Below are 21,577 nucleotides of genomic sequence, written 5' to 3'. Positions count from 1 at the left end.
GATATGATTTTATATCGTTAAAAATCAATTGTTTGCGATGTAGCGCGCCGATGCGTATCAGCCATGGCGCGGGCCTCCCCTTGGACGAGAGTCGCCGCCAACCTGTAAATTTGTGAGGTAAAAACGGGCTGCAGGGTGTGAGCCAACGCACACAAATGGCAGTGACTGGGGAAGAAATGAGAGGGGATCAAGAGAAGGAAAACACTGGAGAAATGGGTTTGGCACCTGGTCTGGATGCCGCTGGGCTGTGCCTTTTGCGGCTGAGTGTTGCCCCCTGAGGGAGCCAGCCAGGCGTAAATCAACGGCAACAGTTTATTGCATATGCCACAAACAAGGCGTATACATGGCATATGCCACTTACTTCACCACCAGTTAAAGCACCGCATTAGCGGATGTGCTGTGAGTAAAACAGCCAGCAAGCTTTCATTCGACACTTTCGATGGGTGGTAGCAAGGGGTAGAAAGCAGGGTCATGTCAATCTGGATCCTCCGGTGTTGTTATCGGATGGGGAATCGGACTCACAAGTGGTGATAAATGGCATGGTCTGACAATTAACCGTAATAGCAGGAGATCTTATGACCACCATCACCGCCATTCCCATGAAGGATGACCATATCGCAGGGCATTTTGCCAAGGCAGAACGCTTCGTTTTCATTGATGAGCAAGGCACCACACTAAAGGAGATTTCCAATCCGGTAGCACCCAATGAGTGCAAGGGCATGTTGGCTGATCTATTCCAGACCCATGGTGCAAACCGTGTGGTATTGAAAAATATTGGCAAGAAGATGCTCAAGAAGCTGTTGGATAACGGCTTGTCCGTCTATCAGGCACTGCAGGGACGCCTTGCCATATCAGAGATGCTGAAAAATGATTCCACCAGCCTGATCCAGCTTGTCTCTGCAGATCAGGGTCAGGAATCTGCCTGTTCCCATGGCCAGCGTCATCAGAGAGAGAGCGCCAATAGCTGTGGCGAGCATGAACATGGCCACTCAGGAAAAAAAGGGTGTGGCAAAGTCGGTTCAGCCCAACGACACCAGTGTCAGGGCGCTGCTCAACCCCATGCACATAAAAGATGCTGTGAAGAATAAACGCGATAAATAAGTAAAGTTGGAGGGTATATGTCTAATGAAAGCCTGAACATGGAGGGGGTGACATTACCCTCTATCAGCAGGATTGCCTATATGCCGGTGACGCTCTTTTCGATCATCATGGGGCTGACGGGGGCCGCCATTGCGTGTAGAAAAGCCTTTCCTGATTCGGTGATGATGCACTCTGCGGGTTTCTTTTTGGGCGTCATGTCTTCAGTTTTGCTGACTGTGTTTGTGGCAATGTATGTCTTCAAAATGCTCAAATACAGGGATGAGTTTCTGCATGAATTGAGGCATATGGTCAGGATTAATTTCTTTCCGACCATCTCGATCAGCCTGTTATTGCAGTCAGCATATTGGTCTGGGTGGCATGATATCTCGCTATATCTCTGGTCTGCCGGCGCCATGCTGCAGCTGATGTTTACCTTGTTCATCATGAGCAGCTGGATCCATAGAGAGCATTTTAATATTGCCCATACCAACCCTGCATGGTTTATTCCTGTCGTGGGGAATATTGTCGTGCCACTTGCAGGGGTAGGGCTGGGTTTTCATGAAACCAGTCTGTTCTTTTTCAGTATCGGCTTGATATTCTGGTTCTGTTTGTTGACCATAGTATTATACCGTTTGTTCTTTCATGAAAGTCTGCCTGACAAGCTGATGCCCACCATGTTTATATTGCTGGCACCCCCCTCGATAGGATTTATTGCTTACACTGACATCATAGGCTCGACAGACTTGTTTGCACACATCATCTATTATTTTGCACTGTTTGTATTTATTTTGTTGATGTACAACACACTCACCTTTATGAAGCTGAAATTTTATCTCTCTTCATGGGCTTATTCGTTCCCGCTGGCCGCATTTTCAGCCGCGTCGGCCAAGTTTGCCGATAGCACAGGCAGCGTCATTCCGTACTTTCTGGCCAAAATAGTGGTCTGTGCCCTGATCGGATTGATAGTGTGGTTAATCAGCATGACGGTGCTCTCGTTCTACAAAGGTGAATTATTCATCCCGGAGAAATAGCTATCCATGAAACATTACAAAGAGATCAACAAGGAGCAGCATCAGCTTGGGTCTGCCTATAGAAAAAGCAGCCCGGATACCATGAATGCGTTTATTGCCCTGCACAAATCGGTGATGAAAGACGATAAGGTGTTGGCGCTGAAATACAGAGAGATGATCGCCCTGGGGATCGGCATTGCATCAAGATGCGACGGCTGCATTGCAGCCCATGTTGCTGGCGCCTTGCAGGCCGGGGCCTCCAGAGAGGAACTGGTCGCAACCATAGACGTGGCCGTACTCATGGGGGGCGGGCCATCCATCATCTATGGCACCCAGGCCCATGCCGCCATTGAAGAGCTGTTGTCGTAATGGACCGTTATCAGCAGGCCATGAGATCACATGCCAACTGCATGGTATGTGGCATCGACAACCAGAGCGCTCTGGGCATCGGCTTTCACCAAACGGGAGAGCACTCGACAGAGGGTGTCTTCTTGACTGATGAAAGATACCAGGGTTATACCGGCATACTCCATGGTGGCATGACCAGCACACTGCTTGATGCTGTCATGACGCACTGCCTGTTGCAGCAAGGCATCAAGGGCTTGACTGCCGAATTGACCATTCGTTTTGTTGTACCGATTAATATCGGAAGCAAAATATATCTTTCGGCACAAATAGTAGACCAAGGTCACGGTATTTACCGGTTGAATGCCGTAGCGTCGGTCGATGGGGTTGTTGTTGCAAAAGCGTCAGCAAAATTCATTGAGAAAAAAGTGAATGACAGGAGTTTTATTAATGAAGAATGACATCATGGTTTTACCAGAAATGGATATAGGCATCTCAACCGCCGATCGCCAAAAAATTGCAGATGGTCTGTCGGCACTGCTTGCAGACAGTTATACCTTGTATCTGATGACGCATAATTTCCACTGGAACGTGACCGGCCCCCAGTTCAATAGTCTGCACAACATGTTTATGGACCAGTACACGGAGCAGTGGAATGCACTGGATATTATCGCAGAGCGGATCCGCGCCCTGGGATTTCCGGCACCGGGTACTTACAAGGAATTTGTACGGCTCTCGTCCATCAAAGAAGTGGAAGGGGTGCCTTGTGCCAATGAAATGATCAAGCATCTGGTGCTGGCACAAGAGGCCACGGCCAGAACCGCCAGAAAGTTGTTCAATCTGGTGGATAAGGCCAACGATCAGCCCACCGCCGATGTGCTGACCCAGCGCATCGATATTCATGAAAAAACCGCCTGGATGCTAAGAAGCATGCTCTCCTGACACAGTGTGCCTTGGCCTTGTGTGGCCAGCTGCAACGAGATCAATAAAAAGGAGCCCATTGGGCTCCTTCGTTTTTTGGGGTGGTAATTTCCTGTCAGCTGTCTCTTGGTCCATCCTCTCAAGTTGGCGGTTAGCTCACCGCCACAGGTCAGGCGGTGAGCCTCGCGGAACTGCCACAGGGCTACCCTGGCCCTGTCTCCCCGAGTCTGGGATTGAGGGAGAGGATGCGGGTCTTGCTGACCCTGTGGCGATAGATCTCCCGCAGATAGAGCAGTGCCTTTTTCACCGACTCGCGGCTGAGGCGAATGTCGTTGATGGAGACGAACTTCTCTTTCTCGCGGATGAGCTCCCGGTACTTCTTCTCGTACATGGGCTTGATTGCGTACCAGTTGGTATCGAGGATCTTGGCCGGGTTCTCGAACTCGTTGAGCATGCTGTCGAGCAGCTCTTCGTTCCACTCCTCGTTGCAGATCATCTCGATCACCACCTTGTCGAGGTGATCGTCGAAGCGATAGTGATCCTTGGCAAAGCAGCGCTTGATAAAGGCCACTATCAGGGTCAGGAAGTCATCGCTCAGGCAGGGGCTCTTGACGATCAGGGTGGTGAGGGAGATGTTGGCCGACGCACCTATGACCAAGGCATAACGCTTGAGAGTGGTATTGGGAAAGAGCCCGTTGAGGTGTGACTTGAGCCGGTTGAGATCCATATAGGAGAGCTTGTACTCCTTGGGCAGGGAGATGATCGACACCACAGAGGAGCAGTTCTTGAAGAAGTGCAGCTCGTTGAGGTGGGCCGGGTCATGGCCGCTTTTCACATAGTCGTCCAGATACTCCCGATAGTTGCCCGCCTCGATGGGCAGCAGGCTGATCCCCTCTATGGCCTGGGTCATCTTGTTGAAGTGGGGCAGCTCGATGGATCGAATGAAGAGGTCGTCCACATTGAGCCCGCCCTCCTTGTCAAACATGCCGCCGGGGGGCGAGATGGATTCGGCATACGCCACCGCCACCGGCCCCGCCAGACTCATGAACAGATCGTTGGCATCGAGGCGAATGGTCTCGCTGATGTCGATGCCCGCCCGGCGAAAGTAGTTCTCGTCGTAGTCGGTGGTGACGGCCTGGGCGGTGAGAATGTTGAAGATCTGCTGGGAGATGTACTGGTTGGCGTACTTCTCCATGGTGTTGACGTCAACGTGCTGGATCTCGCCATCGTCGCTCTCTTCGGCGTAGCGCATGATGTCGTTGGAGATCAGCATCATGGCATTCCAGGGCCTGATCCGCTTGAGCATGCTGGCGTCGCACGCCTGCTCGTTGTCGAAGTGATAGGAGAAGTCCCACTCCTCGGCCAGGTACTTGCACAGCAGGCGCCCGGCATTGATGTGCAGCGCTTCGGAAATCTCGATGCCCCGATCACAGATATTGGGCAGTATGCAGATGCCACTGGTGAAGATGGGATCGAACATGAAGTGCTCCCCGAGGGAGAGGTGCTCCTCCTCTTCTGACGGGGGCGAAAAGGTCTTGCTCATGTAGGAGTACTGCTGGGCCAGCCCGAATTCGGAGGCCATGCCGGAGCCGGTGCCGCCCCCGGCACTGAAGATATAGAAATAGAGGCGTGACTGGTTGGCCTTGATGCCGCAGGAGTCCACCAGATAGGTATGGATCGCCTGCCACTCGGAGTTGGCGAAGTAGTGGGGGCTCTTGTTGAGAATGATCTTGGCCAGATACTGACCCAGTATGGGGGCGTTCCCCGCGCCCCCGGCATGGATCTCCGACAAGTCCATCACCCGCATCTTGGCGTAGTCGCGCAAGGAGCCACCTTCGCCGCTGCGATTGGAGTGGCGGATACGGCCATCTATGTCCTTGTCCAGGTCCCCCAGCATCACCATGGGTTCGATCAGAAAGACAGGGCGGGCGCCATTACTGGGCAGTCGCAGGTTGCGGCGGATCCAGCTCAAGGGGCCAAACTCCTTTTCCCGCTTGCGCTGCTCCTCGCTGTTGAACTCGTTCATGTAAAAGCTGCGGGCGTTGTAAACCAGCGAGGCGACATCCTGGGCGATGTTGGAGCCGCAGCGCCCCAGCCCCACCAGGCAGACGGACGGAAAATTGTGCGGCACTGTGGTGCCGGTTTCGTTATCCCCCGGGGCGGTGGGGAATACAGCACTGCGAAGCTGCTCAAGATTGTCGAGAATGCGGGCCAGGTCCCCCTCTGTGTAGTAGAGATAGCGGTTGCCGGCGCTTTGCTCATCATCCGTGCTGGTGGGCAGCAGATCAGTATGCTCTGTCATGAAACAAGATCCCTCTTTGGCGGCGAATGTATATAAATCAGCAGCTTTTGCACTGCCTGGTAACTCTAGATGATAAAAAGCAAGGGGGCGGTGAGAGGGAAGTGAGAGTTGTCACTGTGTGATCATGGGCACAGCAACTGGCCGCAAATCCGTGAGTTCGTTTGCCAAGCGTGCAGCAAGAGTTGGGCTGGTTGGGAGAGTGACCTGCCTCCATGGTCTGGTGACAACTGCTGATTGGGCCACGGTGCAGCCTGTGCCTGGCAATGGTGGCAAGGGCGCTCAACCTTGTTTCGGTAGCGTGCCAGATAGCCCAGCTCGGCGGGATGGTCTGTCTCACCATGACGATGGCGGCATCTGTATGCTGTTTTAACTCGCTGTAAAGTCTCACATTGGCCTGGTCGTACCGAACAACCAAACGTGTACGATGGTGCACTTCTGATGGTCTTGGTGCTGGTTGCGAGAGAAAGGTGTAGAGGGAGTCACTTTTTTAGAAAAGGAAGATGATGAGGAAGGGACTGATCTGGCTTGCAGAGTCGTGCGGCACTTCATGTTCACTTCACCGAGCGGGGGTAGGGTAGGCGCCAGTTTTCAGTTGGAGCTTTTCGTTATGCCCACCATCGTCACTCACGCCGCCGTACCGCTCTGCCTTGGGCTCGGGCTTGGCAGCCGGATCATCCCACCGCGCCTGCTGTTGGCAGGAGTTGCCATCGCCATGCTACCCGATGCCGATGTGCTCGCCTTCAAACTGGGGGTCGCTTATGGCCATGTCTTTGGCCACCGCGGCTTTACTCACTCCCTGCTGTTCGCCTTTGCTCTGCCCACTCTGGTCATGCTGTTTTACCGCCAACTTAGAGCCAGCGCCGCCACTGTCTGGTCGTTCCTGCTGGTGTCGCTGCTTTCCCACAGCCTGCTCGACTCGCTCACCACCGGCGGCAAGGGGGTGGGCTGGCTCTGGCCGTGGCGTGACGAGCGCTTCTTCGCCCCCTGGCAGGTGATCCGGGTTGCCCCCTTCAAGCTGGAGGCCTACCTCACCGCCAGAGGGGAAGCGGTGATCCTCTCCGAGCTCTACTGGGTCTGGCTGCCGGGGTCTGTATTGATGCTGATATTGATGGGATGGCGGGTGTGGAGCAGGGGTCCTAGGGGATGCTGAGACTGGCGGCCAGGTGATGAAGATAGTTATAACTGTGCCACTGCACGGCACAGAGGGCGAGTAGGGCTGAGGCTCCCAAGGCCCCTTGATCCCAGTGCCGGAGTAATATCCACAGGGCATGCAGTATGCAGAGACCCAGACTCACCAGATATATGAGTGCTAACGCCACTTCAATTAAATCCGATATACCGTAGGGATCATTTGGATTGTGATAAAACAGGTCATAGCCAAAGGCGCGAAGTCCAAGTCTGAGTAGAAACAGGGAAAAGCAGAGGGTAGCCAGTCGTTTTGTTCTTCGGCTGATTTCTGTCATGCAACCACTCAAATCTTCCAACGCTAACTTTTAGGGCTGAGATGCAGCAGAGCTGGGACACCCATCATTTTGAATATTGGCTATGCCATGTCTGCGTCAGAAAGGTGGGTGTCCCAGGTTTGTGTTCTGACAAAGATCCCAAATAAAAATAAGGACGAAGTGTCAGTAATGCTTCAGCAACTGACCTCAAATAAGCGCTATCATTTCAATAAATGAGCTTTCATATTTCCTAGTTAATAAATAACGTCCGCATTTGCTGCTGGTTTAGATCGCAGCGGAACACCAGTCCGGCAACATGCGCTTGTTTAGTGCTACCCTAATTAAACTCCGTTTCAATATTTTCATTTGACCATGACGTCTTTGTTTTATGTTCGGTAACAGTCCATGAGCTAAAAATGCAGCCATAAGAAAGAGCCACATCGTGCATGAACTCTACCCAGCCTAAATGTTGCTCAGTGGATAAATTCACAGCATATGGTCGAGAGGTGCCTGAAATTTTCCAGTATTCGCCATCCTGATACATCGACATTTCATAGTTTTCACTAAGCTGCTCTTTTATACCTTTGGCACCTTCTTTATCTTGAGTGAATAAATTGAAGTCTAGTATTAGAACGGTTTCTGCAGTGATGCCATTGCTGCCAAGTTCAGAATTTATAATTTTCGCTTCTGCAAGGCGGCGCATTTTTATTCTTTCATGGTACTCGTCCCAAGTTTTTTTGGCTTCTTCTTGAACCATTGATTTGTCCTCTGCATTTAGGTTGCAGCAAATCATCAGTAATAGAGCAATGATGCTGACGATTCTCATAGGCGCTTAACGCCGTCAACAGCGGCCGAGCATAGCGAGGTCCAGCCCCAAGGGGGCGATGCTGCTTGGCCTTGTTAAGTGTTTTATTCTGAAGCCCATCGCTCTAAATTCTCAACTGTGTTTGGCAATCGACCAATTAACCACTCTGCACAAGTGCCGAGCCTAAAATCTGGATTATGACACTCTGTTACCTAGGATAAATATTCATCTGGGCCACCATTCATATAAGGAGGTGGAGATACAGGATGAAAAGATGTTGGCAATCGTTCGTTGACAGACATGTAATTTAAAACATGCCCAAATTCTTGGGCTGTATGCCAAGCAAACTGGTGATGAATGTCGATTTCAAACTTCACCCACCAGCGACCATCCTCATCAACCCCCTTTCCGATGGCACCATTAATCGCTGGAACTTTTTCAGAAATTAAATTAACTTCGTAAATGCTCGTTCGTCCATAATTACACTTAACGTTTGAATTCAGTGGGCCAGCTAGCGCAGCTCCACTTCGATGAAGGGTTATGCCGCTTGGCTCAGCCATTCATGGAACCATTCCGTCGAAATCCGCACTTGCTCAAAATTACCGGATCTTAATTCGTAAATTGAATAGGTATTGGCCAAGTACAAGTCCCACTGTGTTTCGACCTCGGTGAGGCTCGGAAGTAGCTTCTCAATTTCAGGCTCCGCATCGACCTCAACCGATCACACCACTCCGCGATTGCCTTATGAGAGTAAGGAGACGACTCGGGCATCGCTCCCCACTTCAGCATTTGAATCGCGGCCTCCCTAGTGAAAGGCATCTCCGCTGGCTGGCTCACGTTCACTTCGCTTGTCCTCTATTCATACGGCATAACGTTTGGTTAAGGGGTGGGCTTTAGCCCGTCCCAAGCGATTTGAACCATTTGTTATAGGACTTGCCCCTCAAGCGCCATTTTTATGAAGCACTGGAGCAAGCCTTCATCTTCATAAAGCTCTCGATACTCTGCGAAAGGCAGGTTTCCTTCGTTGTATTGTTTTTCAAAGAATACTCGTAGGTGCCATTCATCTGGATCTATTTTATTGAAATCGAAATCAATTCCGCCTGCATCTGCGGTTCGATATATGTCTACGCCAACTCCATGAGTTCGATACATCCAGTTCGTCCCGGGGATTGGGTTATTGCCTCGGTTTTCTGGTTTTAGTATTTCCTCAGCGGATTTCAAATAAAATGCACGGACAAGAAGCTCCTCGGCCCATTTTCTTTGGGCATGCCACAGCGGTATGAGTTTTCGGATCTTGTCGAGGTTATCCATGTTTGCCCTATAACGTTCGGTTAAGGGGCGGGCTTTAGCCCGCCCCAGCGAGCGATTTGAACCATTTGTTATGCCTCTTGTGCTCTGGGTCAATGTATTATTTAGCCGTATTAAAAACGCATAAAACCACTCTTTATGAACAGATGAATCGTTAGTTTCTGTTTATGCATTTTTTACTTCCCCGTTACTATTAACGGTAGGATTTTTTTGCAGATTTTGAGTGTGATTATTTTGATAGTGGTTCTAATATCTCCCAAGCAGAATCTTTAATAAATTCTTGGGAATCTATAGCTTTATTTATAAAATCATGTTGCGCTTCACGTAAGCAGCTAACATTAGCTCCACCTTCATAATCAGGCTCTGAGTTTTGTACCAAGTCATCTTCCCAGCCACAAAGCTCACAAATATCGAACGTACCTATAGCAGGCTCATCCAAAGTCTTATAGCCACAGCAAGGGCAGGTATATTTCAACAGTCTCTCCATAATGTATAACGCTCAAAGCAGCTGCGCGGTACGCGTCGGCTGCCTTTGCTTGCTATGTTTTTAATACCACCCCAACGTTGAGGTAGTATTGGTTAATTAATTTCCAGCGTTGTTCAGCTGCTTGCGAAAACTCTTCGCGCCAGTCAGCACATTCACTAAAATATTTATCCGATGCAAAACACAAAAACTTGTCTATTTCAGTCGCTTCGAAGTCGACGCCAAAGCTTTCAAAGTGCTTTCGATAATTATCAATAATTTTCAGCGAGTTGAAATCACCTGCAAGCTTTAGAGCCCTTAAGACTAGAGGATACCATTCCATACTGTGTGTAAAAAAGTGATCCCAGCCTTCCATATCAGCTATTGATTCTAAGTACGCCACCGCGAAAATGGGCCACTCTTGTTCCGAAAGTTTGGTTTCATCGCTAATCCCTTTATCAAGAATTTCATCAACAGTTAGAGATTTCATAGCACCTCAAACATAATGTCCGCATTTGCGGAAAATAGAAGCGAAGCGGAAATTTGTCCGAAACATGCGCTTGTTATACATTTAAAGACGCTGCCTTATTTTCCCTAACGATCTTATGTAAGAGCTCAGCAAGATTGTCTTCATATTTGTAGAATTCGGTATCTAAATTTTCTAAATCTGCTTCATAGTTTTCATCATCTTTATAACGTGCAAGTTGCTTCCATCTCGTCTCTCGGTCTAACGAGGGTTTAGACTCTGGAAACCAGCGCATTGCCTTTTCAAGTAGTCCATAAGACTTGATGGCATTGACTTTTTTGAGCCCCGCTAAAATCTCCAAACAATGATCGCCAAGTGAATTAAAAAAGAACTGGTCAAAGCCGCCGTTATGGACTTCACCATCAAAACACCACAGCAAATAAACTAACCTTGCTTCTGGGCTGATTCGTTCTAGATATTCAGTATTTCCATCACTGCCCGCAAAAACTATTTCATGGCAGGCATTGAAGACATAAAATGCCGGTTCTTCATTATCTGAAAAGTCTGAGAAGTGCATTCATTTCCTCACTTATGCATAACAGTGATTAGATAGAAGGCTGCACTAATCCGATAGCAGTGCCTTCCATATAACTCCACTTTGCCTCTGACACTGAACGTATTCGCTTGGCTTCTTCGTCGGTGATGGCAAGTGTCGGCATGGCTACCGCCCCTGAGTTTCAGCCCCCAGTCCGCTGCTTTTCACCCGTGAGATAGCAACAATCGCTACCACTGCGCTCTCCCGAGAGCTGGATTGTCGTTTGGCTATTTTAAGGGGTCTGATTGAGACATTGAAAGAAGATGTTGATAGAAATCTGAGCTGGTTCAATCAATTAGGGAAAACTGTTGCTCAAGTGAGCTGCCGGATTCGCAGAGAGTGCGGAAATACCCTCACCCCAACCCCTTCCAGAGGGAGCTTGTTTGCGGTTAGACGGGAGCTGAGGGCTGGCACTGTCTTGATCCCCCTCCAAGCCGCCGAGTCGAGCTCAATGGGTCAGGGGCGCCGTCAGGGATGACGGCGCAGCCGCAGTTGGTACAGGGATGTACCATCTGCGGCGTACCGTCCAACCCAGAGAGCGAGATGAGGGAAACCGCCGAAGGCGGGCGGCTTGGCGGGGGAGAAGACCTTTGGTGACTTTGGGTCTTTCCAAAGTCACTCGCCCCTGCCCGAAGGGCGGGCGAAACCCCGTCGAGGGCAGGGCCCTCGCATCCTGCGTGGCAAAGCCATGCCATCAGGAATATCCGCTAGCTCGGGCGTTCGGATTAACTCCGCCCGGATCGCGAACGTCCGAATACGCTGCGCTATTCGAACCTACGATTCGATAACGCCGGGGGATTATGGGTTCCCTCACCCTGACTCTCTCCCAAAGGGAGAGGGGACAAAGACGCCGGAAGTGGCAACAAGCAGGAAAGAGGAAGGGAGCCGGTCAGGCTCCCTTTGATATGGCGATGCAACGATGCAGTGATTGCCGCTATGCGTGATGTGGACACGCGGCCCCTCACGGCCAATGGCATGTAACCAATGCCGGCCCTTATCGATTTGTCGCGGCCTTCATCCCTTCTACAAACTCTTTCAGACGAGTGAGCATATGCTCCGGGTTCTGGTGGTGGGTCTCGATGATCTTCACCACGGCGGAGCCGGAGATGGCACCGGCGGCGCCAGCGGCAATCGCTTCGCGTACCTGAGTCGGTTCGCTGATGCCAAAGCCGAGCAGGGTGGGGGGCGCCTTGAACTCGCGCAGGGTATTGATCAGCCCATCCACCGGCATGCCGGCCTTGGTCTCGGCACCGGTGACGCCAGCGCGGCTCACCAGATAGGTGTAACCACTGCCCAGCTCCGCCACCTGTTTCAGGGTCTCGGCATCGCCATTGGGCGGGGCGATAAAGATGCTGTCGATGCCGAACTTGTCGGCGGCCGCCTTGTAGGGGGCGCACATCTGCACCGGCACGTCGGCGACCAGCACCGAATCCACGCCCGCCTGCTGGCACTTCTCATAAAAACCGTCGATCTGGCGCACATAGACCAGATTGGCGTAGACCAGCAGGCCAATGGGCAGTTGCGGGTACTTGGCGCGGATCCGGCCGAGCAGCTCGAAGCAGTCGTCCGGGGTGGTGTGGCTCTCGAAGGCGCGCAGAGCTGCGCCCTGAATGGTGGGGCCGTCCGCCACCGGATCGGAGAAGGGAATGCCGAGTTCGAGGGCATCGGCGCCCCCCTCGACCAGGGCATCGACGATGGCCAGGGAGAGTTCGGGGGTGGGGTCACCCAGCATCACGAACGGCACGAAGGCGCCCTGATTGACCGCATCCAGACGGGAGAAAAGTTGTGCGTAACGGTTCATGACAAGGTTCCTTCTTTTTCAAAGATGTCGGCAACGGTGAAGATATCTTTGTCGCCACGGCCGGAGAGGTTGACGATGAGCACCTGCTCTTTTTCCGGTTCACTGCGGGCCATCTTGAGGGCGTGAGCCAGCGCGTGGGAGGACTCCAGCGCAGGGATAATCCCCTCGGATTTGGCCAGCTCCTGGAAGGCGTCCAGCGCCTCCTTGTCGGTGATGGAGACATACTCGGCGCGGCCGATGGAGGCCAGATGGGCATGCTGCGGGCCGACGGAGGGGAAGTCGAGCCCCGCCGAAACGGAGTAGGACTCCTGAATTTGCCCCTGCTTGTCCTGCATCAGGTAGGAGTGCATGCCAAAGAAGACCCCCTTGCTGCCGTGACCCAGCGGCGCACCGTGCTCGCCACTCTCGATGCCGTGACCACCCGGCTCGACCCCGATAAGACGCACCTCCTTGTTGTCGATGAAGTCGGCAAACATGCCGATGGCATTTGACCCGCCGCCGACACAGGCGATCACCGCATCGGGCAGCCGCTCCTCTTTCTTGAAGCACTGGGCCTTGGCCTCTTCGCCAATCATCTTCTGGAACTCCCGCACGATAGTGGGGAAGGGGTGCGGACCGGCGGCGGTGCCGAGCAGGTAGTGGGCGGAGTCGTAGTTGGCAGCCCAGTCACGCAGCGCCTCGTTGCAGGCATCTTTGAGGGTGGAGGAGCCGGAGTGCACCGGAATGACGGTGGCGCCCATCAACTTCATGCGAAATACGTTGGGCTTCTGGCGCTCGCAATCCTTGGCGCCCATATAGACCCGGCACTTGAGGCCGAGCAGGGCGCAGGCCAGTGCGGTGGCCACGCCATGTTGACCGGCACCGGTCTCGGCGATGATCTCGCTCTTGCCCATCCGCTTGGCCAGCAGCGCCTGACCCAGTACCTGGTTGGTCTTGTGGGCGCCGCCGTGCAGCAAGTCTTCGCGCTTCAGATAGAGGCGAGTCTTGGTGCCCTTGGTCAGGTTGCGAGTCAGGGTGAGCGGGGTCGGGCGACCGGCATACTCGGTCAGCAGCTCCTGAAATTCGGCGATAAAGGCCGGATCCTCCTTGGCATCGACGAAGGCTTTTTCCAGCTGAAGCAGGGCGGGGATGAGGATTTGGGGCACATACATGCCGCCAAATTCACCAAAAAACGGGTTGAGCAGGGTCATGGTTTCTTCCTTATACCTTGAATCAAAAAGACAATATTAAATTCGGTGTTATCGCTCTGCGCTTTCAAAGAGGCGAAGGGCATTGTTACAAGCCGCGCAGGGCGCTAAAGGCCGCAGCTAGCTTGTGTGGATCTTTCTGGCCCGGGGCGCTTTCCACCCCGGAGTTGAAATCAAGGCCGAGGCAGCCGACCTCTGCCGCCTGCAGGGCGTTGTCGGGGTTCAGGCCGCCTGCCAGCATCAGCTTGGCTTTGTCGAGATTGGCCAGCATGGCCCAGTCGAATGCCTGACCGGTGCCGCCGCTCTGGCTGCCCACTTTTGTATCCAGCAGCAGACGATCCGCCGGATAGTCGAGGGCGGGCAGCGGCTCGCCACTTTTGATGCCGACTGCCTTCCAGACTTGGCAGGTCGCCGGCAACAGGGGACGCAGGTTGTCGATATAGGCGGCGTCTTCATCCCCATGCAGTTGCACCGCGGCCAGTCCCAGCGCCTCCACCGTCTGGACTATGGTGGCGGGCATGGCGTTGCGAAATACCCCGACATAGGCGAGCGGCGCACCCGCCATCACGGTACGGGCGGTGGGAATGTCCACATAGCGCGGGCTTTTGGAAACAAAGATCAGGCCGCCAAACACGGCGCCTGCCTGATGGGCGGCGGCGGCATCGTCGGCGCGGGTCAGGCCGCACACCTTGTTCTGGCCCAGAACAAGTTTACGTACCGCGGCCTCCAGATCGGCTTCCTCCATCAGGGAGGAGCCCACCAGAAAGCCCTTGGCATGGTGGCGAAGGTCGGCCACCTGGGTGCGATCCTTGATGCCGGATTCGCTGATCACGACCCGATCGGCGGGAATGTCTCTGGCAAGCAGCTTGGTGCGGTTGAGATCCACGCTCAAGTCCCGTAGATCCCGGTTGTTGATGCCGATGACCGGCGCCCCCAGCGCGATGGCGCGGGTCAGCTCTTCCTCATTGCTGACCTCGGTCAGCACGCCGAGGCCCAGCTCCTTGGCGACCGCGAACAGGGCGCGATAGCCCTCGTCGGTGAGCACGGAGAGCATCAGCAGTATGGCGTCCGCCTGATAGTGGCGGGCCAGATAGACCTGATAAGGGTCAATCATGAAATCCTTGCAGAGCACCGGCTGCTGGACGCGGGCGCGCACTCGCGGCAAAAAGGCGAAATCCCCCTGAAAGAATTTCTCGTCGGTCAGCACAGAGATGGCGGTGGCGTATTTGCCATAGATATCGGCGATGGCCTCTGGGCTGAAATCATTGCGGATCAAGCCCTTGGAAGGGGAGGCCTTCTTGCACTCCAGAATAAAGCGGGTGGAGCCCGCCTTGAGCGCACCGACAAAATCCCGATCGCTTTGGGTCAGTTCGTTCTTGAAACTTTCAAGAGGCTGGGCCAGCTTGCGGGCGGCAACCCATGCCTGTTTGGCTGCCACGATTTTGCCGAGAATGGTCTGGTTGATGGAGGCCATGTTCAGGTAGGCATGGGGGGCAATGGGGTCTGACATCTCGTTATCCTTGCGAAACTGGGTACTGCCCTGCGGGCGATCTGAGCTAGTGCCTGAGTGAGTGCCGTGCTGGTTCGTGGCTGACATCATGCCTCCTGATGGCTCAGGGTGGCGAGGCGGGCGGCGAGCTCGGCCGCCTTGCCGCTCGCCAGCACTGCCAGCACCTCGGCCGCCGCGCTCTTGAGATCCGCGGCCTTGCCCGCCATCAGCAGCAGCGGGGCCACGTTGGCGGCGATGGCGGCGTTGTGGGCCGGGGTGCCACGCCCTTCCAGAATGTCGGCGGTGATGGCGCTGTTCTCTTCGGGCTCGCCCCCCTGAATGGCGCTGACCGGATAGGTTTCCAGGCCAAAGTCAGCCGGGGTGATCATGAATTCGCGGATCTCGCCGTCACGGATCTGGGCCACCTGGGTCGGGCCGTGGATGGCAATCTCGTCGAGCCCGGCGCCGTGAACCACCATACCGGTTTTCAGCCCCAGTGCCAGCAGGGTTTCTGCGATGGGGCGCACCAGCTCGGGGGCATAGACCCCCATCAGCTGATAGGTGGGGCGAGCGGGGTTGATGAGCGGCCCCAGCACGTTGAACAGGGTGCGGGTCTTGAGGGCCTGACGCACCGGCATGGCGTGGCGCACGCCAGCGTGGTACTGGGGGGCGAACAGGAAGCAGATGCCAAGCTCGTCCAGGCAACGGCGTGCCTGCGCCGGGCTCATGTCGAGCTTGATGCCCATCTTGTCGAGCAGATCGCTTGAACCCGACTTGCTCGATACCGAACGGTTGCCGTGCTTGGCCACTTTCAGGCCGCAGGCGGCTGCGACCAGCGCCGAGGTGGTGGAAACGTTGATGGTGTTGAGGCCATCGCCACCGGTACCGACTATGTCGCAAAACTCATAATCCGGACGCGGGAAGTCGCGCGCCTCCGCCAGCAGGGCTTCGGCGGCGCCGGCGATCTCCTCCGGTGTCTCCCCCTTGATCTTGAGGGCGGTCAATAAACTGGCGAGCACGATGGGATCCACTTCGCCACGTACCACTTGCCCGAAGGCGTCACGGGTACTTTCACGGCTCAGAGACTGACCCTGATAGAGGGTGTTGAGATGATGATGCATGTTGGTCTCCTTACCGCGCGTCGCTTCGTGAAAAAAGGCTATCTGGACGACAGATATGGGCGAGCGCCTGGGTCAGCAGACGGGCCCCTTCCGAGGTCATGATGGATTCCGGGTGGAACTGGAAGCCCAGCACCCGCTCATCCTGCTGCTCTATGGCCATGGGCATGCCTTGATAGTGGGCAATCACCGTCAGCTCTTCCGGTACATAGGTGGCGACCAGCGAGTGGTAGCGGGCCACCGGCAGCGGGCTCGGCAGACCGGCGAAGGCGCCGTGGCCGTTGTGCTCAATCAGGGAGCGCTTGCCGTGGACGATTTCACCCGCCGCGCCGACGGTGCCGCCGTAGGCTTCGCACAGGGCCTGATGACCGAGGCAGATGCCGAGGATGGGCACCTGACCACGGGCCAGCTTGATCAGATCAATCAGGCAACCTGCTTCATGGGGGGCGCCCGGCCCAGGGGAGAGCACCAGCACTGCATCCCCTTCGCAGGCGGCAATTTCGCTCATGATGCGGCTCGCGGGCAGGCTGTTGCGGTAGATCCGTACCGGATAGCCGAGGGAGCGGAACTGGTCGACGAGGTTGTAAGTAAACGAGTCGAAGTTATCGAGCAGGAAGATATCAGTCATGGCTCACGTCCTTATGTTGCTCCTGCTGGGCGCTCAGGGCTTGCAGTGAGGTGCCATGGCTGGCGGCGATAGCGGCCAGCACGGCGGCCGCCTTGGCGCGGGTTTCATCCGCTTCGGCCTGGGGTTTGGAGTCATAGACCACACCGGCACCGGCCTGCACATGGGCCATCCCATCTTTGACAAACGCCGAGCGAATGACGATGCAGGTATCCATTTCCCCTGCGCCGTTGATGTAGCCGACGGCGCCGCCGTAGCTGCCACGACGCTTGCCTTCCACCATGCGAATGAGCTCGCTGGCGCGGATCTTGGGGGCGCCAGTGAGGGTGCCCATGTTCATGCAGGCCTGATAGGCGTGCAGGGCGTCAAGGTCGGAGCGCAATGTGCCCACTACCTTGGAGACCAGGTGCATCACGTGGCTGTAGCGATCCACCTTGAGCAGCTCCTTGACGTAGCGGGTGCCCGGCTCCGAGATGCGGGCTATGTCGTTGCGGCCCAGATCCACCAGCATCAGGTGTTCGGCCACCTCTTTTTCATCCTGGCGCAGCTCCAGCTCGATGCGACCATCGAGATCCCGGTTGATGCTGCCATCCGGGTTGAAGCCGCGGCGGCGGGTACCGGCGATGGGGTACATCTCGACGTCGCGGCTGGCGGCGCAGAATTTCACCGCGCTCTCCGGCGAGGCGCCAAACAGGGTGAAATCCTCATCCTGTACATAGAACATGTAGGGGCTGGGGTTGGTCTGCTTGAGGCGGCGATAGGCGGCCAGCGGGCTCGGGCAGGGCAGCGAGAAGCAGCGCGACGGCACCACCTGGAAGATGTCACCCCGGCGGATGAAGCCCTTGAGCTTCTCCACCTCGGCGCAGAACTGCTTGTCACCCTTGTCCACGCTCATGCCGCCGGTCAGGGGCTGGGTGGTCAGCTCGGCGCTCAGGGGTTGCTGGCAAATCTGTTTGAAGTCGGTGAGTCGTTCAGTCAGGCGGGTATATCTGTCATCCACATTGCTCTCGTTACTGTCGCCGCCAAAGATGCAGGCGAGCAGTTGAGTGGTGCGCTCGATATGGTCGATGGTGATCAGGGTTTCTGCCACATAGAAGCAGTAGTCGGGGCAGTTGTTGCTCCCCTCCGGCACCTCTGGCAGATCCTCGAAGGAGGCGATCAGGTCATAGGCGAAGCTGCCCGCCATAAACAGTGCCTCTTTACCCAGCTGGCACTGCAGCTCCTGTTGCAGGGTGCGCAGCACGTCCAGCACGCTGGTTCCCTTGAGGCGGCTGTCTTCATCCAGTGCCCGATCGGAGGCGGGGAAGTCGAGCTGCAACTCGCCATCCACCAGTGTCTGGCTGATGACGGCGGGCAGACGCTCGGCCAGCAGGCTCTGCAACTGGGCGCCGTTGTCGTTCAGGGTGCGAACCCGCACAGTGCGGCCACGGCATTCGATGCGCAGGCAGGCATCGACCAGCAGCAGGCTCTGCTTGCCGGCCTTGGAGTCGATCTCGACCGATTCCAGCAGCAGGTTGTTGGGGCGCCCTTGGCAGAGCTGGGTATAGAGCGCCAGCGGGTCAGCCACATAGGGGGCATTGAGCTTGAGGGTATCGAATTCACCCAGGGGCAAGCGAGTCGTATTGACGGTCATAGTGCGTTCCCTTGCGTGTGATGCGTTTTACCGATGTTCATGACGTTGAATACCTTGAAAAAATGCCTTGGAAATTACGTTGGTTTGGCAGCTTCAGTAGGGTTGCCATCGCCATGTCAGTGTTCTTGTCTGAATTCTCGGTTTCATCACAGGTCCATTTGCCGGATAATAAAAAAGCCCGCTGGGGTCAGCGGGCTTTTTCTTTGGGTTCTTAATTTGCTGTCAGATTACAGATACAGCAACGACCACACGCCCGCATGTCAGGGAGTGTGCCACCACCAGATGGTCAGGATGGAAGTCGTTTGCATGATAAAGTCCTGTAAAAAGATGTTTGCAATGAAGTGCCTACAGAAAACGATAAAGCCGCGGCCAAGTCAAGTCGCTTTTTTGCCTATCTATCCCGATGGGGACCTGACCATGAGAGCGGAATAACCTGATGAGATTCGATCTTCACTGCCATACCACTGCCTCCGACGGCGTGCTGAGCCCCGCCGATCTGGTGCGCCGCGCCGCCGAAAAACAGGTCGAGGTGTTAGCAGTCACTGACCATGACACCCTTGACGGGCTTGATGAAGTACGCCGTACCATCGAAGCCGAGCAGCTGCCGCTGCGACTGGTAAGCGGGGTCGAGATCTCCACCGGCTGGGAGCACCACGAGATCCATGTGGTGGCGCTGGGGGTGGATGAAAAAAATCCGCAGCTGGTGGCGTTTTTGGCGGGTCAACGGGCTCGCCGCGAGACGCGCGCGCTGGAAATAGGGCGCCGTCTGGAGAAGTGCCTCATCCCCGGCACCTATGAAGAGGCCAAGGCGCTGGCCGGTGATGCTGCCGTGACCCGGGCCCATTTTGCCCGTGTGCTGGTGGCGCGCGGTGTGGCCGACAACATGCAGAAGGTATTCAAAAAGTACCTGAGCCGTGGCAATAAAGGGTATGCCCCGGCCGAATGGCCCGAGATGAGCGAAGCCATCACCGCCATTCACGCCGCCGGTGGGTTGGCGGTACTGGCTCACCCCAGCCGTTACGATCTCACCGCCAAGTGGATCAAGCGGCTGCTGGTGGCCTTCAAGGCGGCCGGTGGCGATGCCATGGAGGTGTCACTTCCCCAGCAGAGTCCGCAGGAACGGGCCAATCTGGGCCAGTGGGCCAAGGATCACGACCTCTATATTTCGGTGGGGTCTGATTTTCATTTTCCGTCCAGCTGGACCGAGCTGGGCCGCCACCTCTGGCTGCCAAAAGAAGGCATGCCGCTCTGGCTGGCCTATCCGGACCACTTTGGTCTCACCACCGAGCAGCACGCTACCCTGCTGGCCAGTCGCTAGCACAGGGTCTGCCGGTTGGCCCTCTGTTGCATGGGAGGGTAAACCGGCGTCAAACAGGTTAAGGTAGCGTCATGGGTCTGGAACCCGTGACCATACGAGCGGGCAGGCATTGCCGCCCCCATTGCGAGAACGAGCTATGAGTCAGCATTTTTACGTACACCCGGAAAACCCCCAGGCCCGCCTGATCGGTCAGGCGGTGCAGATCATCCAGAACGGCGGCGTCATTGCCTATCCGACTGATTCCGGCTATGCGCTCGGTTGCCAGATGGGTGACAAGGGCGCGCTGGAGCGCATCTGCCGCATCCGTCGCATTGACCCCACCCACGATTTCACCCTGGTGTGCCGGGATCTCTCCGAGATCTCCACCTATGCCAAGGTGGACAACACTGCGTTTCGTCTGGTCAAGGGCAACACACCCGGGCCCTACACCTTCATCTTCAAGGCGACCAAGGAAGTGCCGCGCCGCCTGATGAACGAGAAGAAGAAGACCATCGGCATCCGGGTGCCGGCCAACAACATAGCGCTGGCCCTGCTGGAAGCGCTCGGTGAGCCGCTGCTCTCCACCACCCTGATCCTGCCGGGTTCGGAGATGGCGGAGTTTGATCCGGAAGAGATCTTCGACAAGCTGGGCAAACAGCTGGATCTGGTGGTCAACGGTGGCTATCTGGGCGAGCAGCCCACCACAGTGGTGGATTTCTCCGACGACGAGACAGTACTGCGTCGTCGCGGTGCCGGGGATCCCACGCCGTTTGAGTGATACTGCCGACCCGGCACCTGTGATGGCCACGCCAGCACAGGTCACCATGGGGGAGGGGCTTGCCCCATCCCCCATCGCGAAAGTGCTGGGGCAGCCCTATCATGAGCTGCCCCAGGATCTGTTTATTCCGCCCGATGCGCTGGAAGTGTTTCTCGATACCTTCGAGGGGCCCCTCGATCTGCTGCTCTATCTCATTCGGCGTCAGCAGCTGGATATCCTGAACCTGCCGATCCTGCAGATCACCGCCCAGTACATGGAGTACGTGGAGCTGATGCAGGGGCTCAATCTGGAGCTGGCGGCTGAATATCTGCTGATGGCGGCCTGGCTCGCGGAGATCAAATCCCGTCTTTTGCTGCCCAAAGCCCCCGAACTTGAGGACGAAGAGGAGGGAGAAGATCCCCGCGTCACCCTTATTCGTCGACTGCAGGAATATGAGCGCTTCAAGGTGGGGGGCGAGCGCCTCAATGCCTTGCCACGAGTGGAGCGGGAGATTTATATCGCCGCCGCCCTGCCGCCGGATTTCGGCTCTCTCAAGCCACTGACTCCCGATGTTTCACTGGTTGAGCTCGCCCTTTACATGCAAAGTGTGGTAAAACGCGCGACTCATTTCGAACATCACCAGATCCGCCGTGAGCAGATCCCGACCCGGGTGCGCATGGCGGAGATCTTGGCCATGCTCTCTCTGGGCCAGACATTGCGGCTGGAACAGGTACTCAAAATGGAAGAGGGACGCATGGGGGTACTGGTGACGTTTCTGGCGCTGCTGGAGCTGTGCAAGGAGTCCCTGATCTGGATCCTGCAGGCTGAACCCCTGGGTCCGATCCATTTTGCCCTGGCGAGCCAAGAGGAGACCGGGGAGCGTGAACATGCGCACTGAGTTGTTTTCTTTGTCATTTCCTCGCAGCCAATTTG

The 21,577-nt window shown here is 55.5% G+C and carries 23 protein-coding genes; 10 read left to right on the top strand and 13 right to left on the bottom strand.

Annotation, left to right across the window (positions count from 1 at the left end; all coding sequences use genetic code 11):
• The first annotated feature begins 575 nt into the window (after positions 1-575).
• Genes GWQ29_RS01090 through GWQ29_RS01070 form a run of 5 tightly spaced genes read left to right on the top strand, consistent with a single transcriptional unit; the run spans position 576 to position 3,377 of the window.
• Positions 576-1,088 carry a NifB/NifX family molybdenum-iron cluster-binding protein gene (locus GWQ29_RS01090; protein WP_275906689.1) on the top strand — a complete coding sequence of 171 codons (513 nt, stop codon included), beginning with the start codon at positions 576-578 and terminating at the stop codon, positions 1,086-1,088.
• Between the two features lie 30 nt (positions 1,089-1,118).
• Positions 1,119-2,111, top strand: a complete 993-nt coding sequence (locus GWQ29_RS01085; protein WP_113720199.1) for an SLAC1 anion channel family protein — start codon at positions 1,119-1,121, stop codon at positions 2,109-2,111.
• 6 nt (positions 2,112-2,117) lie between these two features.
• Positions 2,118-2,459, top strand: a complete 342-nt coding sequence (locus tag GWQ29_RS01080; RefSeq protein WP_021141222.1) for a carboxymuconolactone decarboxylase family protein — start codon at positions 2,118-2,120, stop codon at positions 2,457-2,459.
• Positions 2,459-2,896 (top strand): PaaI family thioesterase, encoded by a 438-nt coding sequence (locus tag GWQ29_RS01075; protein ID WP_275906690.1) that lies wholly within the window; start codon positions 2,459-2,461, stop codon positions 2,894-2,896. The genes GWQ29_RS01080 and GWQ29_RS01075 overlap by 1 nt, the downstream gene beginning before the upstream one ends.
• On the top strand, positions 2,886-3,377 hold the full coding sequence (locus tag GWQ29_RS01070; RefSeq protein WP_021141220.1) for a Dps family protein: 492 nt from the start codon (positions 2,886-2,888) through the stop codon (positions 3,375-3,377). Before GWQ29_RS01075 ends, GWQ29_RS01070 begins: the two co-directional genes overlap by 11 nt.
• A 181-nt stretch (positions 3,378-3,558) precedes the next feature.
• Here GWQ29_RS01070 and GWQ29_RS01065 read toward each other — a convergent pair whose 3' ends face one another.
• Positions 3,559-5,658, bottom strand: a complete 2,100-nt coding sequence (locus GWQ29_RS01065) for a hypothetical protein (protein WP_021141219.1) — start codon at positions 5,656-5,658, stop codon at positions 3,559-3,561.
• Positions 5,659-6,265: 607 nt separating this feature from the next.
• On the opposite strand from GWQ29_RS01065, the gene GWQ29_RS01060 reads away from it, so the two are divergent.
• Positions 6,266-6,808, top strand: a complete 543-nt coding sequence (locus GWQ29_RS01060; protein ID WP_275918569.1) for a metal-dependent hydrolase — start codon at positions 6,266-6,268, stop codon at positions 6,806-6,808.
• 629 nt (positions 6,809-7,437) lie between these two features.
• Here GWQ29_RS01060 and GWQ29_RS01055 read toward each other — a convergent pair.
• The 12 genes from GWQ29_RS01055 to GWQ29_RS01000 all read right to left on the bottom strand — a co-directional run bounded on the left by GWQ29_RS01055 (position 7,438) and on the right by GWQ29_RS01000 (position 18,590).
• Positions 7,438-7,857 carry a hypothetical protein gene (locus GWQ29_RS01055; RefSeq protein WP_275918568.1) on the bottom strand — a complete coding sequence of 140 codons (420 nt, stop codon included), beginning with the start codon at positions 7,855-7,857 and terminating at the stop codon, positions 7,438-7,440.
• A gap of 260 nt (positions 7,858-8,117) precedes the next feature.
• Positions 8,118-8,465, bottom strand: coding sequence for a hypothetical protein (locus GWQ29_RS01050; protein WP_275918567.1), 348 nt, complete (start codon positions 8,463-8,465; stop codon positions 8,118-8,120).
• 364 nt (positions 8,466-8,829) lie between these two features.
• Positions 8,830-9,216, bottom strand: a complete 387-nt coding sequence (locus GWQ29_RS01045; RefSeq protein ID WP_275918566.1) for a hypothetical protein — start codon at positions 9,214-9,216, stop codon at positions 8,830-8,832.
• 226 nt (positions 9,217-9,442) lie between these two features.
• On the bottom strand, positions 9,443-9,688 hold the full coding sequence (locus GWQ29_RS01040; protein ID WP_275918565.1) for a CPCC family cysteine-rich protein: 246 nt from the start codon (positions 9,686-9,688) through the stop codon (positions 9,443-9,445).
• 64 nt (positions 9,689-9,752) lie between these two features.
• Positions 9,753-10,166, bottom strand: a complete 414-nt coding sequence (locus GWQ29_RS01035) for a hypothetical protein (RefSeq protein WP_275918564.1) — start codon at positions 10,164-10,166, stop codon at positions 9,753-9,755.
• Between the two features lie 73 nt (positions 10,167-10,239).
• Positions 10,240-10,719: a DMP19 family protein gene (locus GWQ29_RS01030; RefSeq protein WP_275918563.1), complete on the bottom strand. Its 480-nt coding sequence runs from the start codon at positions 10,717-10,719 to the stop codon at positions 10,240-10,242.
• A gap of 1,012 nt (positions 10,720-11,731) precedes the next feature.
• Entirely contained in the window at positions 11,732-12,538 is an 807-nt protein-coding gene (gene trpA, locus GWQ29_RS01025) for a tryptophan synthase subunit alpha (protein ID WP_159166802.1), read from the bottom strand.
• Positions 12,535-13,728 (bottom strand): tryptophan synthase subunit beta, encoded by a 1,194-nt coding sequence (gene trpB / locus GWQ29_RS01020; protein ID WP_131729796.1) that lies wholly within the window; start codon positions 13,726-13,728, stop codon positions 12,535-12,537. Before trpB ends, trpA begins: the two co-directional genes overlap by 4 nt.
• A gap of 85 nt (positions 13,729-13,813) precedes the next feature.
• A complete protein-coding gene (gene trpCF / locus GWQ29_RS01015) occupies positions 13,814-15,322 on the bottom strand; it encodes a bifunctional indole-3-glycerol-phosphate synthase TrpC/phosphoribosylanthranilate isomerase TrpF (protein ID WP_275918562.1) in 1,509 nt (502 codons plus the stop codon).
• Positions 15,322-16,335: an anthranilate phosphoribosyltransferase gene (gene trpD / locus GWQ29_RS01010; protein WP_275918561.1), complete on the bottom strand. Its 1,014-nt coding sequence runs from the start codon at positions 16,333-16,335 to the stop codon at positions 15,322-15,324. The genes trpCF and trpD overlap by 1 nt, the downstream gene beginning before the upstream one ends.
• 10 nt (positions 16,336-16,345) lie before the next feature.
• On the bottom strand, positions 16,346-16,960 hold the full coding sequence (locus GWQ29_RS01005) for an aminodeoxychorismate/anthranilate synthase component II (RefSeq protein WP_275908432.1): 615 nt from the start codon (positions 16,958-16,960) through the stop codon (positions 16,346-16,348).
• A complete protein-coding gene (locus tag GWQ29_RS01000) occupies positions 16,953-18,590 on the bottom strand; it encodes an anthranilate synthase component 1 (RefSeq protein WP_275918560.1) in 1,638 nt (545 codons plus the stop codon). The genes GWQ29_RS01005 and GWQ29_RS01000 overlap by 8 nt, the downstream gene beginning before the upstream one ends.
• 11 nt (positions 18,591-18,601) lie before the next feature.
• On the opposite strand from GWQ29_RS01000, the gene GWQ29_RS00995 reads away from it, so the two are divergent.
• From GWQ29_RS00995 to GWQ29_RS00980, 4 genes are all read left to right on the top strand, one after another.
• The gene (locus GWQ29_RS00995; protein ID WP_146612888.1) at positions 18,602-18,805 is read left to right on the top strand and encodes a hypothetical protein; all 204 of its coding nucleotides are present in this window, start codon (positions 18,602-18,604) and stop codon (positions 18,803-18,805) included.
• Between the two features lie 221 nt (positions 18,806-19,026).
• Positions 19,027-19,908: a PHP domain-containing protein gene (locus GWQ29_RS00990; RefSeq protein WP_087755304.1), complete on the top strand. Its 882-nt coding sequence runs from the start codon at positions 19,027-19,029 to the stop codon at positions 19,906-19,908.
• 136 nt (positions 19,909-20,044) lie between these two features.
• Positions 20,045-20,665 (top strand): L-threonylcarbamoyladenylate synthase, encoded by a 621-nt coding sequence (locus GWQ29_RS00985; protein ID WP_005319127.1) that lies wholly within the window; start codon positions 20,045-20,047, stop codon positions 20,663-20,665.
• Positions 20,658-21,542: a ScpA family protein gene (locus GWQ29_RS00980; RefSeq protein WP_170946482.1), complete on the top strand. Its 885-nt coding sequence runs from the start codon at positions 20,658-20,660 to the stop codon at positions 21,540-21,542. The genes GWQ29_RS00985 and GWQ29_RS00980 overlap by 8 nt, the downstream gene beginning before the upstream one ends.
• Positions 21,543-21,577 lie beyond the last annotated feature (35 nt).

The organism is Aeromonas sp. 2HA2, assembly GCF_029237345.1.
In the GTDB taxonomy this organism is placed as follows: domain Bacteria; phylum Pseudomonadota; class Gammaproteobacteria; order Enterobacterales; family Aeromonadaceae; genus Aeromonas; species Aeromonas salmonicida.
The sequence above is the reverse complement of the archived record's forward strand: the minus strand, read 5'-3'. Positions and strand labels throughout refer to the sequence as shown.

What these genes read in the sequence shown, in the direction of transcription:
- GWQ29_RS01005 (WP_275908432.1), bottom strand. Translation starts at nt 16,960, where the DNA reads ATGACTGATATCTTCCTGCTCGATAACTTCGACTCGTTTACTTACAAC.
- GWQ29_RS01030 (WP_275918563.1), bottom strand. Translation starts at nt 10,719, where the DNA reads ATGCACTTCTCAGACTTTTCAGATAATGAAGAACCGGCATTTTATGTC.
- trpD (WP_275918561.1), bottom strand. Translation starts at nt 16,335, where the DNA reads ATGCATCATCATCTCAACACCCTCTATCAGGGTCAGTCTCTGAGCCGT.
- trpA (WP_159166802.1), bottom strand. Translation starts at nt 12,538, where the DNA reads ATGAACCGTTACGCACAACTTTTCTCCCGTCTGGATGCGGTCAATCAG.
- GWQ29_RS01035 (WP_275918564.1), bottom strand. Translation starts at nt 10,166, where the DNA reads ATGAAATCTCTAACTGTTGATGAAATTCTTGATAAAGGGATTAGCGAT.
- GWQ29_RS01000 (WP_275918560.1), bottom strand. Translation starts at nt 18,590, where the DNA reads ATGACCGTCAATACGACTCGCTTGCCCCTGGGTGAATTCGATACCCTC.
- trpCF (WP_275918562.1), bottom strand. Translation starts at nt 15,322, where the DNA reads ATGTCAGCCACGAACCAGCACGGCACTCACTCAGGCACTAGCTCAGAT.
- GWQ29_RS01090 (WP_275906689.1), top strand. Translation starts at nt 576, where the DNA reads ATGACCACCATCACCGCCATTCCCATGAAGGATGACCATATCGCAGGG.
- trpB (WP_131729796.1), bottom strand. Translation starts at nt 13,728, where the DNA reads ATGACCCTGCTCAACCCGTTTTTTGGTGAATTTGGCGGCATGTATGTG.
- GWQ29_RS01045 (WP_275918566.1), bottom strand. Translation starts at nt 9,216, where the DNA reads ATGGATAACCTCGACAAGATCCGAAAACTCATACCGCTGTGGCATGCC.
- GWQ29_RS01050 (WP_275918567.1), bottom strand. Translation starts at nt 8,465, where the DNA reads ATGGCTGAGCCAAGCGGCATAACCCTTCATCGAAGTGGAGCTGCGCTA.
- GWQ29_RS01060 (WP_275918569.1), top strand. Translation starts at nt 6,266, where the DNA reads ATGCCCACCATCGTCACTCACGCCGCCGTACCGCTCTGCCTTGGGCTC.
- GWQ29_RS01055 (WP_275918568.1), bottom strand. Translation starts at nt 7,857, where the DNA reads ATGGTTCAAGAAGAAGCCAAAAAAACTTGGGACGAGTACCATGAAAGA.
- GWQ29_RS00985 (WP_005319127.1), top strand. Translation starts at nt 20,045, where the DNA reads ATGAGTCAGCATTTTTACGTACACCCGGAAAACCCCCAGGCCCGCCTG.
- GWQ29_RS00990 (WP_087755304.1), top strand. Translation starts at nt 19,027, where the DNA reads ATGAGATTCGATCTTCACTGCCATACCACTGCCTCCGACGGCGTGCTG.
- GWQ29_RS01085 (WP_113720199.1), top strand. Translation starts at nt 1,119, where the DNA reads ATGTCTAATGAAAGCCTGAACATGGAGGGGGTGACATTACCCTCTATC.
- GWQ29_RS01080 (WP_021141222.1), top strand. Translation starts at nt 2,118, where the DNA reads ATGAAACATTACAAAGAGATCAACAAGGAGCAGCATCAGCTTGGGTCT.
- GWQ29_RS01070 (WP_021141220.1), top strand. Translation starts at nt 2,886, where the DNA reads ATGAAGAATGACATCATGGTTTTACCAGAAATGGATATAGGCATCTCA.
- GWQ29_RS01065 (WP_021141219.1), bottom strand. Translation starts at nt 5,658, where the DNA reads ATGACAGAGCATACTGATCTGCTGCCCACCAGCACGGATGATGAGCAA.
- GWQ29_RS01075 (WP_275906690.1), top strand. Translation starts at nt 2,459, where the DNA reads ATGGACCGTTATCAGCAGGCCATGAGATCACATGCCAACTGCATGGTA.